Annotated in this window: 12 protein-coding genes and 2 pseudogenes; 7 read left to right on the top strand and 7 right to left on the bottom strand. The window is 72.7% G+C overall.

Annotation, left to right across the window (positions count from 1 at the left end; genetic code table 11):
* Positions 1-12 precede the first annotated feature (12 nt).
* The 3 genes from ABS735_RS12345 to ABS735_RS12335 form a co-directional block, all read right to left on the bottom strand.
* Entirely contained in the window at positions 13-450 is a 438-nt protein-coding gene (locus tag ABS735_RS12345; RefSeq protein WP_373906006.1) for a roadblock/LC7 domain-containing protein, read from the bottom strand.
* On the bottom strand, positions 447-3,059 hold the full coding sequence (locus ABS735_RS12340; RefSeq protein WP_373906007.1) for a sensor histidine kinase: 2,613 nt from the start codon (positions 3,057-3,059) through the stop codon (positions 447-449). Before ABS735_RS12340 ends, ABS735_RS12345 begins: the two co-directional genes overlap by 4 nt.
* A 62-nt stretch (positions 3,060-3,121) precedes the next feature.
* Positions 3,122-3,904 (bottom strand): MHYT domain-containing protein, encoded by a 783-nt coding sequence (locus ABS735_RS12335; RefSeq protein ID WP_373906008.1) that lies wholly within the window; start codon positions 3,902-3,904, stop codon positions 3,122-3,124.
* 153 nt (positions 3,905-4,057) lie between these two features.
* Here ABS735_RS12335 and ABS735_RS12330 point away from each other — a divergent pair, with 153 nt between their 5' ends.
* On the top strand, positions 4,058-4,657 hold the full coding sequence (locus ABS735_RS12330; protein WP_373906009.1) for a class I SAM-dependent methyltransferase: 600 nt from the start codon (positions 4,058-4,060) through the stop codon (positions 4,655-4,657).
* 1 nt (position 4,658) lies between these two features.
* On the opposite strand, the pseudogene ABS735_RS12325 reads toward ABS735_RS12330, so the two are convergent.
* A pseudogene (locus ABS735_RS12325) lies at positions 4,659-5,000 on the bottom strand (alpha/beta fold hydrolase); the annotation flags it as partial.
* On the opposite strand from ABS735_RS12325, the pseudogene ABS735_RS12320 reads away from it, so the two are divergent.
* Positions 4,996-5,242 (top strand): annotated as a pseudogene (locus ABS735_RS12320) (PadR family transcriptional regulator); the annotation flags it as partial. The pseudogenes ABS735_RS12325 and ABS735_RS12320 overlap by 5 nt on opposite strands.
* On the opposite strand, the gene ABS735_RS12315 reads toward ABS735_RS12320, so the two are convergent.
* A complete protein-coding gene (locus ABS735_RS12315) occupies positions 5,228-6,127 on the bottom strand; it encodes an oxygenase MpaB family protein (protein WP_373906010.1) in 900 nt (299 codons plus the stop codon). The pseudogene ABS735_RS12320 and the gene ABS735_RS12315 sit on opposite strands and share 15 nt — an antisense overlap.
* A 94-nt stretch (positions 6,128-6,221) precedes the next feature.
* Between ABS735_RS12315 and ABS735_RS12310 the strand changes: the two genes are divergently transcribed.
* The 3 genes from ABS735_RS12310 to ABS735_RS12300 all read left to right on the top strand — a co-directional run bounded on the left by ABS735_RS12310 (position 6,222) and on the right by ABS735_RS12300 (position 9,156).
* Positions 6,222-6,530, top strand: a complete 309-nt coding sequence (locus ABS735_RS12310) for a hypothetical protein (RefSeq protein WP_373906011.1) — start codon at positions 6,222-6,224, stop codon at positions 6,528-6,530.
* 141 nt (positions 6,531-6,671) lie between these two features.
* Positions 6,672-7,586 (top strand): hypothetical protein, encoded by a 915-nt coding sequence (locus ABS735_RS12305; protein ID WP_373906012.1) that lies wholly within the window; start codon positions 6,672-6,674, stop codon positions 7,584-7,586.
* Between the two features lie 178 nt (positions 7,587-7,764).
* Positions 7,765-9,156, top strand: a complete 1,392-nt coding sequence (locus tag ABS735_RS12300) for a tannase/feruloyl esterase family alpha/beta hydrolase (RefSeq protein WP_373906013.1) — start codon at positions 7,765-7,767, stop codon at positions 9,154-9,156.
* Positions 9,157-9,160: 4 nt separating this feature from the next.
* On the opposite strand, the gene ABS735_RS12295 is transcribed toward ABS735_RS12300, so the two are convergent.
* Complete coding sequence (locus ABS735_RS12295) at positions 9,161-9,343, bottom strand: hypothetical protein (RefSeq protein ID WP_061446050.1); 183 nt, start codon at positions 9,341-9,343, stop codon at positions 9,161-9,163.
* A 286-nt stretch (positions 9,344-9,629) separates the two neighbouring features.
* Between ABS735_RS12295 and ABS735_RS12290 the strand changes: the two genes are divergently transcribed.
* Together ABS735_RS12290 and ABS735_RS12285 are read left to right on the top strand one after the other, a co-directional pair.
* A complete protein-coding gene (locus ABS735_RS12290) occupies positions 9,630-12,494 on the top strand; it encodes a DEAD/DEAH box helicase (RefSeq protein WP_373906222.1) in 2,865 nt (954 codons plus the stop codon).
* Positions 12,491-13,759, top strand: a complete 1,269-nt coding sequence (locus tag ABS735_RS12285) for an SWF or SNF family helicase (RefSeq protein ID WP_373906014.1) — start codon at positions 12,491-12,493, stop codon at positions 13,757-13,759. The genes ABS735_RS12290 and ABS735_RS12285 overlap by 4 nt, the downstream gene beginning before the upstream one ends.
* A gap of 196 nt (positions 13,760-13,955) precedes the next feature.
* On the opposite strand, the gene xylA is transcribed toward ABS735_RS12285, so the two are convergent.
* Positions 13,956-15,119: a xylose isomerase gene (gene xylA, locus ABS735_RS12280; protein ID WP_373906015.1), complete on the bottom strand. Its 1,164-nt coding sequence runs from the start codon at positions 15,117-15,119 to the stop codon at positions 13,956-13,958.
* Positions 15,120-15,133: the final 14 nt, after the last annotated feature.

Below are 15,133 nucleotides of genomic sequence, written 5' to 3'. Positions count from 1 at the left end.
GGCCCTTCCGGGTCATCGGCCGAAGGGCGGCCGGGCGGCGGCACGTGGCGCGGTGCGGAGGTGCTCGCCCACGCGTCTCACCAGCCGTGCCATCTCGTAGGCCACGAGACCGATGTCGGCGGTCACGCCGGTGAGGACGGCGATGCAGGAGCCGTCCCCCGCGGCGGCCACGAAGAGGAACCCGTCGTCCATTTCAACCATGGTCTGGCGCACGCCGCCGGCACCGAAGTGCCGGCCCGCTCCCTTGGCCAGGCTGTGGAAGCCGGAAGCGACGGCGGCAAGGTGTTCGGCGTCTTCGCGGTCGAGTCCGTTCGACGCTCCGACGGCGAGTCCGTCGTTCGACAGCACCACGGCGTGCCGCACGTCGTGTACGCGTACGACCAGGTCGTCCAGCAGCCAGTCGAGTTCACGGGTCCGCCGGGTGGTCCCCGTGCCGGGATCCTGGATCATGCGGGGTCTCCTTCGGTGCTGTTGCCGGACGGCGGCTGCGGCGGTACCGGCCGGCCGGGACGACGGCCGCCGCCGCGCGACCAGCCGTCGCGGTATGCGGCCATGCGGTCCCGCACGGCCACGGGGGTGCGCTCCTCGTCACCGCGCAGCCGGCCGGGGCGCGCCGGCGGTTCCGCGGGGCTCCCGTCGCGCAGTTGGGGGGCGAGGCTGGCCTGCCGTACGCGCCGGGGAAGGTCGTCGGACTCCCCTGTCGGCTGCGGCGGGTGAATACCTTCCCTCTGCGCGGAGGCGTCGGCGGCGTCGGGAGCGTCGGGAGCGTCAGAGGATCGGTGCAGTCGCAGGGCCGGGGCTCCCGGAGGCCTGCCCGTCGTGGTGGTGCTCGTCGCCGCCGGTAGGGCGGACGTCAGCGCAGGCCGGTCGACCGGTGCGGGAACGGGCTCCTGCCGACCGCCGACGTCGGACACGCGCGCGTGCAGGCGCTCCTCGGGCCGGGCCGCCTCGTGTGCCGCCCCGGGAGGAGTTGCCGCCGTTTCGGTGTGCAGGAGCGCGGTGGGCAGCAGGACGACTGCGGTGGTGCCGCCGTAGGGGGAGGTCTTGAGGTGCACCTTGATGTCCTGCCGGGCGGCGAGCCGGCTGACGACGAACAGGCCGAGCCGGTCGCTCTCGAACAGGTCGAGCGTCTCGGACCGTGTGATGCGTTGGTTGGCCTCGGCGAGGGTGTCCTTGCCCATGCCGAGGCCGCGGTCCTCGACCTCGATCGCGTAGCCGTTGCCGACGGGTTCACCGGTGACCCGCACGCGCGTGTGGGGTGGCGAGAACTGGGCGGCGTTCTCGATGATCTCGGCCAGGAGGTGGGTGACGTCGGCGACGGCCGCGCCGACGACGGATGCCCCGGGGAGCTGTCGTACCTCCACGCGCGCGTAGTCCTCGACTTCGGAGACGGCGGCACGGACCACGTCGGTCAGGGAGACCGGCATGCGCCAGGCCCGTCCTGGCGCCGCGCCGGAGAGGATGATCAGGCTTTCGGCGTGGCGCCGCATGCGAGTGGTGAGGTGGTCGAGCCGGAAGAGGTCACTGAGTTCGTTCGGGTCGTCGGAACGGCGTTCCATGCTGTCCAGGAGGCTCAGTTGACGGTGGACGAGGATCTGGCTGCGGCGGGCGAGGTTGACGAACACCCCGGCGATGCCACCGGCGAGTTCGGCGCGTTCCACGGCGGCGCGCAGGGCGGCCCGGTGCACGGTGGCCAGCGCCTCGGCGACCTGCCCTGCCTCGTCCTCGGCGTGCGGCAGCGGCGGCGCCTCGGACCGGATGTCCATCTCTTCTCCCGCGCGGAGCCTGCGCATCGCATCGGGGAGTTTGTGCCGGGCGATCTCCAGAGCGCTGTCGCGCAGGCTCACCAGTTCGACCACCAGGCCACGGCCGATGCGGACGGAGATGACGAGTGACGCGGCGACGGCGAGGAGGCCGAACAGGACCGCGGCCCCGGCCGGAGTGAGCACACCGCGGGTGAACGGGTCGGCCCGGTCGGCGACCGCGCGTCCGGCGTCCTGCTCGATCGCCCGCATGCCGTCACGCACGCGCGCGTGTGCGCCGTTCCAGGTGGACCGGGGCGCCGTGGCCTCGACCGGCTGTCCCTGCGAACCGATGTCGAGCAGCCGGTCCTCCGTCGCACCCACGGTCATGTACGCGCTGCTGCCGGCCAGTTCCTGCCAGGCGGCGCGCTCGGAGCCGCGCAGATCGGTGACGGCGGACTCGGTCAGCGTGCGGCGCGTGTCGACGGCGCCGGTGAACAGGCGCAGCCGCTCCCCGCCGAGCCCGTCGGCCAGGCGGGCGCCGGCCAGCAGGGCGTCCTCCTGGGCCAGTGCCTCACCCGCGCGGGCGAACTCGACCAGCACGCGTGCGTCGGATCCCGGACCGGCGTCCTGGACGTCGCTCAGCGCACCGCCCACGGGGAAGGCCGCCGAGATGGCCGCCGTGTACCGGCGGTAGGCCTCCTCCCAGTCCGCGCGGTGGTCGAGTACGGCGGTACGCAGCGACGCCAGCCGTTCGGCGCCGCTGACGAACGCCTCGAGCCGCCGGGCCGCTCCGGCGGGCAGTTCCTCGCCGTCGGCGACGGTGTGGCGGTCGCCGAGCCGCAGTTCCCCGACCGCGCGGTCGGTGCGCGCGGACAGTTCCCGGTAGTCGGCGCCGGGCACCGACGACGGATCGGTGGCGTGGCGGACGGCTGCGTACCGCTCGGCCTGCAGGGCGGCGACGGCGGCGCTGACGGGCGCCCGGACGCGGGCGTCCACGCGCTGAACCTGCCGCAGCCGGGAGATGTCCTGTGCGGTGGTGACGGTGGCGTAGGCCCACAGGGCCAGCAGGGAGACGACGGGCACCATCAGGAGGCAGATGACCCTGGCGCGCACGGTGCGGGGCTGTACGCGCCCGCGCCACGCGCGCGTGGCGGGCGCGTCGGGTGTCTTGGGTGCCTCGCCCGCGGGCTCCGCCGGGCCCTCGTCCGCCGGTGGTCCGGCGTGCGCGCGACGGCCGCGCAGGGGCGGCTGGGGCGGCGTCCGGGCGCCTGCTTCGGGCACGGTACGGGCGGGGCTGGTACGGGGTGGACGCATGGCCTCCTCGCTCGGGACGGGGTCGGTGCGCTGTCGCCGGGCCCTGACGCCCGGATCCGCCGTTACGGGGCGGTGGTGGTCCCAGCGGGCTGGTGTTGCCGGGCCGAGGCGGACGCCCCGTGCTCCCCGGCCGTCGGCGACAGCGCGACGAAGGCCGATGTCAGGAAGAGGTAGGACCCGAGGCCTACGGCGAGGGGGAAGATGAACTGCATCGCCGTGGCCCCGGACAGCGCCTCGCCGGAGGGCGTGACCCGCACGCTCACCGCGTACATGCCCGTGTAGTGCATGCTGCTCACCGCCGCTCCCATGGTCAGTGAGGCGATGGTGACCGCGAGGGGCGACTCGGTGTTGAGCGCCGCCCACAGGGCCGCGGTGGCGGCTGCGACGGCTATGAGCACGGAGAGTCCCACGCGTACCGGGTCGTAGCTCACCTCGCCGTGCAGGCGCATGGCCGCCATGCCCAGATAGTGCATGCTCGCGACGCCGAGCCCCGTGGTGAGACCGCCGAGCATGAGTGCTCGCGCACGGTTGCGGCCGTAGCCGACGGCGAAGACGCCGGCGCAGACGACGAGTACGGCGACGAGCAGACTCACGAGGGTGAGCGGTACGTCGTATCTGATGTCGGTGCCGCTGACCCGGAAGCCGAGCATGGCGACGAAGTGCATCGTCCAGATGCCCGTGCCGATCGCCGAGGCCGCGGTCAGGAGCCAGTTGCGGCGCGTGCGCCCGGTGGCGGCCAGGGCGCGCACGGTGCAGCGCAGCCCGAGGGCTGCGCCGGTACAGGCCATCGCGTACGACAGCGCGGGGGTCAGCCAGCCCAGGGCGGCGTGGTGCAGGTGTCCCATGGCCCCGGGACGGTAGTCCCGGAACGGGCGCACAACGGGGGCGCATTTCGAAAGGTGTTGCTATCTGACGCAGAGGAGCGCTGGAACGATCGCGTCATGCTCGAACGTGTGCGCTGCGGCATCATCCGCGCTCTCGGGGGGATCATGCGAAGCATGAGCGACGACCACACGCACGTGCAGGAATTCTTCGGTTCCCGGGCCGCCGACTGGGACCGCCGGTTCCCCGACGACGGACCGGCCTACGCGGCCGCGGTCGCCGAACTCGGACTTCGGAAAGGTGATCGCGTGCTGGACGCGGGGTGCGGCACCGGGCGCGCCCTGTCCCCTTTGCGTGCGGCGGTGGGGCCGTCGGGGCTGGTCGTCGGCGCCGATCTGACGCCTGCCATGCTTCGGGCCGCCGTACGGGCCGGGAGGGACCGTGACGGGCGCCTGCTGCTGACCGACGTGGCCGCGCTGCCGCTGCGTTCGCGGTCGCTCGACGCGGTCTTCGCTGCGGGTCTCATCGCCCACCTGCCCGACCCGGCCGGAAATCTGCAGGAGTTGGCCCGCGTCGTGCGTCCCGGTGGTGTGCTGGCGCTCTTCCACCCGATCGGCCGGGCGGCGCTCGCGGCCCGGCAGGGGCGGCAGCTCACTCCGGGCGACCTGCGTGCCGAGCCCAACCTCCGCCCGCTGCTGGCCGGTTCCGGGTGGGACATGACGGCATACGTCGACGAGGACGCCCGTTTCCTGGCCCTGGCGGTCCGCGCGGGCTGAGTCAGTCCCGCCCGTCGACCACCGCCGCTAACGCGTCGGGGCGGTCGAGCATGACGTTGTGCCCGGCTCCCGGCGCGGTCGTCACGCGCACGTCCGCTGCTTCCAGGGCCTCCCGGCCCTCCAGTTCACCACTGAGTTCGCTCTGAAGGTACACACGCTCCATCGCGAGCCCCTCGAGAAGCATGCGCGTGACAGGATCCGATCCCCGGCAGAGCCCGACGGCGGAGCGGTGCATGGCGCGGGGATCGGCCAGCCGCATCGTCGCCGCCCACCGGGGGCCGACGTCCTCCAGCACGCGCGCGTGGCCGCCGTCGACGAAATCGTCCTCCTTGTAGGAGGCGATCGAACGCCTGGAGAAGGCGGGCCTCCTCGCGCGGACCACGCAGCCCGGCTCCGTGGCCGCGCCGCGTCACGTTCTCACGCTCACCGAGGAGGGCCGGCGGGAGTTGCGCCGACGGCGACCGGCCACTGAGTGCCGAGGAGCTGGACGACCCGTTCCGGCATGGCGTCCTGCCCGTCGCGCGGGCCACCTCACGTGCCGAACTCAGCTGGCTGCGCGAGACGATCGCTTCACTCGACGGCTGACGTGTCGATGTCGCGGACCGGGCAGCCCCGGGCGCCGGGGACCGGGCGGGTGCCCAGCTCCGCCAGCCGGTAGCCCTTCGGATAGCCCTTGATCTCCCTGTTCTGACGGGCATGGTGCGGAGCACGCCTCGGCGGCAGCAGGCGGACCGCGCGCCCGCGCAGCCTGACGGCGCGGCGCACGACCGCGCGGGTGACGGGGCTCGGAGGGGCGTAACCGAAGGCCCGCAGGAGGGGCTCGTCGAGCAGGGCGAGGGTCCCGGCGCGCAGGAGCGGTGCGAGGGGGCGCGGATACCAGGAGGCCATGAGGTCGAGTGTGGCGTCGGAGACGCGACGCCCGCCCTCGTCCCAGGCGAAGTGGGCCTCCTCGTAGGCGTCGAGACAGGCTTCGAACTCCTCGTAGGAACCGGGAATGTCCTTGATGCCCATGTGCCGGCCCAGGGTGCGGTAGTGGACGGCGGAGGCGACGGTCTCGTGGCGCGACAACCGGCGCCATCCATAGGCGTCGATCCAGCGTTTGGGGATCACGACGAACGTGCACAGGACGTACCGCATGTCGTCGTTGGTGATGTCGTAGCTGCGGTGCATCCGGTTGATGCGCCGGATCGCCGTGCGGCCCTGCTCGCTGTCGAAGCCGTGCTCGACGACGGCGTCGAGCAGCAGCGCCGTGTCGTCGTACCGCTTCTGGGGCCGTTCGGTGAACTCCGCCGTCTCGGCGAGCAGCCGGCCGATGCTCGGCACGGCGTAGGTACGGTAGAGCGCCAACTCCAGGGCGCGGGCGAAATCCCAGGGGAACTCATGGGCGGAGGACAGCCGGTAGATCTCCGAGGCGTTCTCGTAGGGATCCATGCGCCTGATCCGTGCCAGTAGTTCGAAGCGCCGCACCATCGTCGCCCCCTTCTGCCGTCGGAACTTCAACTCTACGTTGAGCAGCAGGAGATGTACCGTCAGACAGGGTGATCGCAAGGGGAGGGTGGTCCACTTGTTCGGCAGGATCCGCGAGGCTTGGGAAAGATCTCGTACCGCTCGGCGCACGGAAGCGTCCAAGGAGGGGGGTGCGGGGGGCGGGCCGCGTTCGCACAACCTGTTCGAGGCCGCTGCCGCCTACGTCTCGGCGTGTGTGGACGACGACCAGGACCGGATCGACGAGGCGGCGGGCCGGGTGTCGCCGGAGGCCCTGTCCTTCGGGGTCAACGAACTGGCGTGCCGGGCCGTGATCGCACTCGCGCGGGAACGGGACGAGCCCCCGCGGGACGTGGCCCGCGCACTCCTGGGGCTGCCGGTGACCTGAGTGTCGTTCCTCGGCGCCGAGCGGTCGATTCGCCCCTGTCCAACCGGAAAGCTGCAGCTCGGGTGCGTCTGGGAGTCGTGACAAGGGCTTCCCGGGCACACTAGGGTGCCCGCCATTGGACGAACCGATGGGGAGGCTGGGATGGCCGGGACGGACGAGGACACCGTCGCCGCCGCGGACGATGCGCTCTATGTGCTCACGGCGGTGCTGCTGACGCCGGCGAAGTTTCCGAGTGTGCTGGGCGACGACTACCCGGAGGCGTGCGCCGCGCTCGGTCTCCCACCGCTGGCCGACGGCTACGGCCTGGTACTCGGTCAGGACAGTGACGGCGCCCGGTGGACCGTCGTCGTCGACGACGTCTCCCTGGTCGCCGTCGCCGTGGCGTCCTGGGACTGCGGCATGGAGTACGACCTGTCTCCGGACGAGCGTACGGTCGTCACCGCGCTGCCCGGCTGGCCTCTCGCGGTCGCTGTGGCGGCACCCGGTGTGCCCGTGCCGCACGACCCGGGGCCCGAGTCCGCCGACCAGCCCGCTCTGTGCCCGCCGGACACCACTGTCTGGGGTCCGGCTCAGCGCCGTCTGGGTGCCGACGAGATCGCCCTGCAGTGGGCACAGTGGCGGGAGCAGATCGACGACGCGGAGTTCCCGACGCCGGGCGGCGCCACCGGTTCCGCGGCCGACGCCCCCGACGGCGACGGTGTAGCCGATGCGAGCACCGGCGAGGGCGCGCAGGCCGCCGTGGGCGGGGCCGTCGCCACGGACGACCGGACGGTCGCGGGGACCTCCGGGCACGACGGCGTCCGGCGGGTTCTCGCGGAGGCCCGCGCCTACGTCGACACGCCGCCGCCGCTCGGCCGGGTCCGGTCGTCGTTCGCGCCGGGGGACGCACGGACGCTGCGTGCGGACGGCCCCGGCTGGTCGCTCGTCGCCAGGACCGACGACATCGCGTTCATCCTGCTCGACGAGGAGCCCGGTGAGGTGCTGCCGGTGGGGCGTGGACCGTCGCTGCCCGGACTCCTGGCGGCCCTCGACAAGATGGCCGTACGGCCGAGCTGAGCGGGGACAGGGAAGGCGTTCCACCGCCGGGAGCCGAGGAACCACGGGTCCCCGGCTGTCTTCAACCGCCATGGTCCGCCCTCCGCGCATGTGGCGCCGGCCCATGGAACAGGTCGTGGTGGGCCCGCACGATGGGGCAGCCCTCAGCTCCACTTCCCCGTCGTGCTCGGAGGACCCGATGCGTCTGTCCCGTGGTGTCCCGTTTCTCGCCGCCGCTCTGACCGCCGTCGCGCTCACCGGACCGTCTCCCACCGCCGCCGCGGCCGACGCCGGCACACACTGCGCCCGGAAGGAGCATGTGCGGGTACCGGGCGCGGCTGTTCAGCGCAGCGCCTGCCTGGGCGATCTGACGACCACGGGGCTGGCGGGGACCCCGTACACCGACCTCGCGGACCAGGCCGGGCTGACGGCTGGCGGCACCAGGACGCCGTCCGGGGTTCCCGGCATCCAGGTCGACGGGTACTTCCCGGATTCCTCGCATTTCAATGCCACGCACGGCTGGCGGCACGACGCCCAGTTCGTGATCCGGCTGCCGGATCACTGGAACGGCGGCCTGGTGGTGACGGGGGCACCGGGCACCCGCAAGCAGTACGCCATGGACAAGGCGATCTCCGACCGCGTACTGGCGCAGGGGTACGCCTACGCCGCGACCGACAAGGGCAACAGCGGAACGGACTTCTACCGGGACGGCAAGCACCCCGGAGACGCGGTCGCCGAGTGGAACACACGGACCACCCAGCTCACCCGGGCCGCCCGGCGGGTCGCCGCGCAGCGCTACGGACGCGCGCCACGGCGCACGTACGTCGCCGGCATCTCCAACGGCGGCTATCTCACCCGCTGGCAGCTGGAGAACCACCCCGAGCTCTACGACGGCGGCGTGGACTGGGAGGGGGCACTGTGGACCTCCGACGGCCCCAATCTGCTCACCTCGCTTCCGGCGGCGGTGGCCCGGACCTTGGGCGCGGCCCGGGACGAGGATCTGTACGCGGTGGGGTTCGCACGCGGGTCGGAGTTTCTGTGGCCATACCACGAGAACGCCTACTGGGGCGTGACGCAGAAGATCTACCGGGCCGACTTCGACCCGGCCTACGACCCCCACTGCCCCGGGGCCGGCGCCGGGACCTCACTCGAGGAGATCCTGGCGCCGTGCCCCTCTGACGCGGCGTACGACTACGCGGCACGCCCTGCCTCCGTCCACCGCGCGGTGGCACGAGTGGCACTGACCGGACGCATCGGGAAGCCGCTGATCACGCTGCACGGCGATCTGGACGCCCTGTTGCCCAAGGCCGCCGACTCCGACGTCTACGCCCGGATGATCGACGCGAGCGGGCGGGGCGGGCTGCACCGCTACTACACGATTCGGGGCGGAACCCACGTCGACGGGCTGTACGACACGTATCCCGACAGGCTGCGGCCGATCCTCCCCTGCTTCCGGTCCGCCTTCGACGCGCTGACCGGGTGGGTGGAGCGGGGCACCCTGCCGCCCGCGGACCACACGGTCGGCGAGCCCGCGGGCGGCGACGTGCTCAATTCCTGCGGTCTGGCCGAGCCGGCCACGTCGCGGCGTTAGCGCTTCAACGGCCTATCTCCTTGCGCGAGACACGGCGCAGCCTGCGCCGCTGGGAGGGGTCCAGGGCGAGGTAAGCGGCGGCCGGGACTCCCAGAACTATCAGCAGGGCAGCCCACCAGGGCAGCCAGATCAGCAGGATGAGTCCGGCCGCCACACCCCCCGCTGCGACCTTGGCGTTGTTCGACATGGTGTCGCCTCCTTCGCGGCCACTGCCGCTCTCTGTCCTGAAAACGGGCCCGCGCTCCCGGCAGTTCCGTACCTCGACCCTGAGAACCCCCTGAGGAACGACCCCTACGGGCCCCCGAGAGCTCGTCGGCGACCGAGTCCGGAGAGGCACCGAAGAAGCCCTTCCCCTTCTGAATAGTGACCCATTGAATAGTGACCCATGCCACACCTGGATCGCAGCCCGCAGCTCCGACAATCGGGTATGATCGGCCGCCGCGTCTCGGCTAGTCAAATTTGAGGAATACATCATCGCTGCGCAGAACGCTTCTCCCACTCCCTCCGAGATCTCCGCACTCGTCGGCTGCTGCGCTGTTTTCCTGCCCGGCGACCCGGGCCGCACCGGCACGGTCGCGTTCTGGCGGCCCGACGGCGAAGCACCCGGCGCCCTCCCGTCGGGGACTGCGGGAAGCCTGACGGTCGTACTGCCCGACGGCGACGGCGTGGAAGCGGTGAGCGTGCCCGCGGTGCTGCTGCCGGTACGGGCCGCTCTGCCGGTGCTCACGCGCGCGCGTGCCGGCGCCGACGGCCACCGGGCGTCGGTCTTCTGGGGCGCGGTCGCCGTCGAGGCCCTGCATCTCGTGGCGCGCGGGCTGTTGCTGCCCGGCCTGTCCGCGGCCGACCACGACGTCTGGCGCGCGGGCCCACTGGATGCGGAGGAGACCGAGCGGGTCCGCCATCTCGCCGCCGCCATGCCTCCCGAGGCGTACGCGGTCCCGATGGACGGCACCGATCCCCTGCGACTGCCCGACCCGGAAGGCCTGGTGCGATCCTTCCTGGACGCCGTCGCGGACACGCTGCCCCGCTCCCCCGCCGCCGAACTCCTGACGGCCGGGCCCGCCTTCGCCTCGTGGGAGCCCCGGCGGTCGCCCGAATTGCGTGAGTGGGCCTCGGACGTCGCCGCGGCACACGACACGGGCGTGCGGCTGTCACTGCGCGTCGAGGTGCGAGGGCTGTCTGCGTCGGCTGCCGCGGACGTCCGGCCGGCGTTCCGGGTGGTGCCCCAGGTGCACAGCGTCAGCGATCCCGCACTCGTCGCGGACACCGCTCAGGTGTGGGCCGGCGCCGTGGGCGAGGCGTTCGGCACGCGCGCGCGGATGGACGCCCTGCTGGCCCTGCGCCGGGCGGCACGGGCCTGGCCCTCCCTCACGCCCCTGCTGTCGGCGGCCGTTCCGCACGCCGTCGAGCTCACCGACGAAGAGATCACCGAGCTTCTCGGAGTCGGCACCCGGGCTCTCGCCGGCGCCGGAGTCGACGTGCACTGGCCGAGGGAGCTGGCCCGCGACCTGACCGAGCACGCCGAGGTGGGACCGCCCGACAGCGACCCGGCCTCGCGTGCGGCCGCGTCCGAGGCCGGGTCGTCGTTCCTGTCCGCCGACGCGCTGCTCGCCTTCAACTGGACGTTCGCCCTGGGCGGCGAGGGCCTCACGCGCGAGGAGTTGGACCTGCTCGCCGAGGCCAACCGCCCCGTCGTGCGCCTGCGCGATCAGTGGGTGCTCGTCGACCCCGAGGAGGCCCGCCGCGCCCGCGCCCGACAGGACCACAAGGTCACGCCGGTCGACGCGCTCGCCGCGGCCCTGACGGGCTCGACGGAGGTCGACGGACGCCGCGTGGAGGTGCGCCCCACGGGGTGGCTGGCGACCCTGCGGGAACGCCTCGCCGACCCCGAGGCGCAGGAGGCCGTGTCGCAGCCCGCAGCCCTCGACGCCACGCTGCGCGATTACCAGCGACGGGGCCTCGGCTGGCTGGTGCGCATGACGTCTTCGGGACTCGGCTGCTGTCTTGCCGACGACATGGGGCTCGGGAAGACCATCACGCTGATCGCCCTCCATCTGCACCGGCAGACGGACGGTGACGCCGCCGGTCCCACTCTGGTGGTCTGCCCGACCTCCCTGATGGGCAACTGGCAGCGGGAGATCGAGCGGTTCGCGCCCGGAACGCCGGTACGCCGCTTCCACGGCGCCCGCCGCGACCTCGACGACCTGGCGGACGGCGAGTTCGTTCTGACCACCTACGGCACCATGCGTCTGGACAGCGACCGGCTCTCCGCCGTGCCATGGGGCATGGTCGTGGCGGACGAGGCTCAGCACGTGAAGAACCCGTACTCCGAGACAGCGCGGCAACTGCGCACCATCGGCGCACGCGCGCGTGTGGCGCTCACCGGCACACCTGTGGAGAACAACCTCTCGGAACTGTGGGCCGTCCTCGACTGGGCCACCCCGGGACTGCTGGGCCGCCTCGGTACCTTCCGCCGGCACTACGCCCAGGCCGTCGAGGGCGGACAGGATCCGGCCGCGGCGGAGCGACTGGCCCGGCTCGTACGGCCCTTCCTGCTGCGACGGCGCAAGTCGGACCCCGGAATCGCACCGGAGCTGCCGCCCAAGACCGAAACGGACCATCCCGTATCGCTGACCCCGGAGCAGACGGGCCTGTACGAGGCGGTGGTGCGCGAGGCACTCGCGGAGATCGCCGGGGCCGATCACATGGCGCGGCGCGGCATGATCGTGAAGCTGCTGACGAGCCTCAAGCAGATCTGCAACCACCCGGCACAGTTCCTGAAGGAGGGCCAGCCGAAGATCACCGGCCGCTCCGGGAAGCTGGAACTGCTGGACGAGTTGCTCGACACGATCCTCGCCGAGGAGGCGAGCGTGCTGGTCTTCACTCAGTACGTGCAGATGGCGCGGCTCCTCGAGCAGCATCTGGTCGCGCGCGGCGTGTCGTCGCTGTTCCTGCACGGCGGCACGTCCGTGACCGCACGGGAGTCGCTGGTGCGGCGGTTCCAGGACGGCGAGGTCCCGGTCTTCCTTCTGTCGCTGAAGGCGGCCGGCACCGGACTGAACCTCACGCGCGCGGAGCACGTCGTGCACTACGACCGCTGGTGGAACCCGGCCGTCGAGGCACAGGCCACCGACCGTGCCTACCGCATCGGGCAGACCCGCCCCGTGCAGGTGCACCGGCTGATCGCCGAGGGGACCATCGAGGACCGCATCGCCGCGCTGCTGAACCGCAAGAGGGAACTCGCCGACGCCGTTCTGGGCACGGGCGAGGCGGCACTCACGGAACTGACGGACGCGGAACTGGCCGACCTGGTCGAGCTGCGAGGGGGTACGCGATGACTCGGTACGACAACGACGTGGAACGGACGTTCCTCGCGCTGCCGCCCGCGCAGGGACGGGGCTTCGCGCAGACCTGGTGGGGCCGCGCCTGGCTGAAGGCGCTGGAGGACGCGGCGATGGACACGGCGCAGGTGAAGACGGGGCGCCGCCTCGCGCGGGCGGGAGCGGTAGGCGCGGTTTCGGTGCGGCCGGGGCGCATCACCGCGGTCGTCCAGGACCGGGACCGTACGGCGCATCGGGCCGACGTCCTGCTGGAGCAGCTCTCCGACACACAGTGGGATCACTTTGTCGACATGGCGATCGAGCGGTCCGGGCATGTCGCGGCGCTGCTGGACCGCGACATGCCGCCGCATCTGGTGGAGGACGCCGCGGCCGCGGGCATCGACCTGCTGCCGGGCATGGGCGACTTGGAACCGGAGTGCGACTGCGGCGCCTGGGACCACTGCGGGCACACCGCGGCGCTCTGCTACCAGGTCGCCAGGTTGCTGGACCAGGACCCCTTCGTCCTGCTGCTGATGCGGGGGCGTGCGGAGAACGCCGTTCTCGACGCCTTGCAGACACACGGCTCCGCCCCCGCGGAGGAGGTCGCTTCCCGGACGGAGGGCGTGGACGCCGCCGAGGCGTACGCGGTGGGGCAGGTGCTGCCTCCGTTGCCCGCACCGCCCGGCCTCCGGGTGGGTCCGGGTGTACCTCCGTCCCTGGAGACGGAGGTGGCGCCCCCGCCTGGCGTCGACCCGTCCGACCTGGCCTTCTTGGCCTCGCGGACGGCGGCGGAGGCCCACCGTCTGCTCGCCGAAGCCCTGCGGAGCGGGCACGGCCGGCAGGCCGTGGGCCCGGAGCCGACTGTGGCGCAGGATGCGGTGCGCCTGGCCGCGGGAGATCCCGGACCGGGCATGCTGGACCGCCTCGGCGAGGGCTCGGGGCGCACCCCGGAGGAACTGGCCGTGGCCGTACGCGCGTGGCGGCTCGGCGGCGCGGCTGCTCTGTCCGTGCTCGAGGAGGGGTGGGCGGTGGAGGGCGACACGCTCGCACGCGCGCGTGCGGCACTGGAGTCGGCCTGGGAGGAGGACGAGCGCCCCTCGTTGCGGGCGCGGGCCAACCGGTGGACCGTCGTCGGCGCGCCGCACCAGCTCCGCCTGGACCCCGACGGGCGCTGGTGGCCGTACCGCAGGGAGCACGGCCGATGGGTCCCCGTCGGCGGCGCGGCCCGGGACCCGGCGACGGCCCTGGCGTCGGCGGCCCTCGCCACGGGGGACGAGCCCTGACATCCCGTCCTGTCCTGCCTTGCCCCGCCTCCTCGTCTCTTTCCCGTCCCGTAACGACGCGCACGGGTTCGGGCTGTTGACGCCCCGCACACGCTCCGGCCCCGTCCGCGATGGAGGGGGCCGGAGCGTGCACACGGGGGCCGGCCCGATCAGCGAGCGCCGAGCGGGCCGGAGCGCGCACACGGGGCCAGCCCGATCAGCGAGCGCCGAGGAGGTGGTCCATGGCGAGCTGGTCGAGGTGCTCGAAGGCCATGCCGCGCGCGGCGGCCGCGTCCACGTCGAAGGTGTCGTAGGCGCTCCGGTCGGCCAGCAGGGCGGCGAGACCGTCCTCGGCGGTGGGACGGGCCAGCTCGTCCAGCCGGGCCGCGGCCAGCGCCTCCTGCACCTGCGGGTCGGCACGGAAGGCCGCCGCCCGGTCCTTGAGGATCAGGTAGTTGCGCATGCAGCCGGCCGCCGACGCCCACACGCCGTCGAGGTCCTCGGTCCGCGGCGGCTTGAAGTCGAAGTGCCGCGGACCCGCGTACCCGGCCCGCTCCAGCAGGTCGACGAGCCAGAACGCGGCCCGCAGGTCGCCCGCGCCGAACCGCAGGTCCTGGTCGTACTTGATGCCCGACTGGCCGTTGAGGTCGATGTGGAAGAGCTTGCCCGCCCACAGCGCCTGGGCGATCCCGTGGGGGAAGTTGAGACCGGCCATCTGCTCGTGGCCGACCTCCGGGTTCACCCCGTACAGCTCCGGCCGCTCGAGACGCTCGATGAACGCCAGGGCGTGTCCCACCGTCGGGAGCAGGATGTCACCGCGCGGCTCGTTGGGCTTCGGCTCGATCGCGAACTTCAGGTCGTAGCCCTGCTCGGTGACGTACTCACCCAGCAGGTCGAAGGCCTCCTTCATCCGGTCCAGGGCGTCCCGCACGTCCTTGGCCGCGCCGGACTCCGCGCCCTCCCGGCCGCCCCAGGCCACGTAGACGCTCGCGCCCAACTCGACCGCGAGGTCGATGTTGCGGATCGTCTTGCGCAGCGCGTAACGGCGCACGTCCCGGTCGTTGGCCGTGAAGGCGCCGTCCTTGAACACGGGGTGCGTGAACAGGTTGGTCGTCGCCATCGGCACCTTCATGCCGGTCGCGTCCAGCGCCTGCCGGAACCGCTTGACGTGCGACTCCCGCTCGGTGTCGCTCGACCCGAAGGGGATCAGGTCGTCGTCGTGGAACGTGACGCCGTACGCGCCCAGCTCCGACAGACGCCGCACGGACTCCGCCGGGTCCAGGGCCTGCCTGGTGGCGTCACCGAACGGGTCACGGCCCTGCCAGCCGACCGTCCACAAACCGAACGTGAACCTGTCCTCGGGAGTGGGCTGGTAGTTCATTCCGCGGCTCCTCA

Source organism: Streptomyces sp. MMCC 100 (assembly GCF_041538145.2).
In the GTDB taxonomy this organism is placed as follows: domain Bacteria; phylum Actinomycetota; class Actinomycetes; order Streptomycetales; family Streptomycetaceae; genus Streptomyces.
This window is presented reverse-complemented; position numbering and strand designations above follow the sequence as displayed.

What these genes read in the sequence shown, in the direction of transcription:
- xylA (WP_373906015.1), bottom strand. Translation starts at nt 15,119, where the DNA reads ATGAACTACCAGCCCACTCCCGAGGACAGGTTCACGTTCGGTTTGTGG.
- ABS735_RS12305 (WP_373906012.1), top strand. Translation starts at nt 6,672, where the DNA reads ATGGCCGGGACGGACGAGGACACCGTCGCCGCCGCGGACGATGCGCTC.
- ABS735_RS12285 (WP_373906014.1), top strand. Translation starts at nt 12,491, where the DNA reads ATGACTCGGTACGACAACGACGTGGAACGGACGTTCCTCGCGCTGCCG.
- ABS735_RS12335 (WP_373906008.1), bottom strand. Translation starts at nt 3,904, where the DNA reads ATGGGACACCTGCACCACGCCGCCCTGGGCTGGCTGACCCCCGCGCTG.
- ABS735_RS12330 (WP_373906009.1), top strand. Translation starts at nt 4,058, where the DNA reads ATGAGCGACGACCACACGCACGTGCAGGAATTCTTCGGTTCCCGGGCC.
- ABS735_RS12295 (WP_061446050.1), bottom strand. Translation starts at nt 9,343, where the DNA reads ATGTCGAACAACGCCAAGGTCGCAGCGGGGGGTGTGGCGGCCGGACTC.
- ABS735_RS12345 (WP_373906006.1), bottom strand. Translation starts at nt 450, where the DNA reads ATGATCCAGGATCCCGGCACGGGGACCACCCGGCGGACCCGTGAACTC.
- ABS735_RS12340 (WP_373906007.1), bottom strand. Translation starts at nt 3,059, where the DNA reads ATGCGTCCACCCCGTACCAGCCCCGCCCGTACCGTGCCCGAAGCAGGC.
- ABS735_RS12300 (WP_373906013.1), top strand. Translation starts at nt 7,765, where the DNA reads ATGCGTCTGTCCCGTGGTGTCCCGTTTCTCGCCGCCGCTCTGACCGCC.
- ABS735_RS12315 (WP_373906010.1), bottom strand. Translation starts at nt 6,127, where the DNA reads ATGGTGCGGCGCTTCGAACTACTGGCACGGATCAGGCGCATGGATCCC.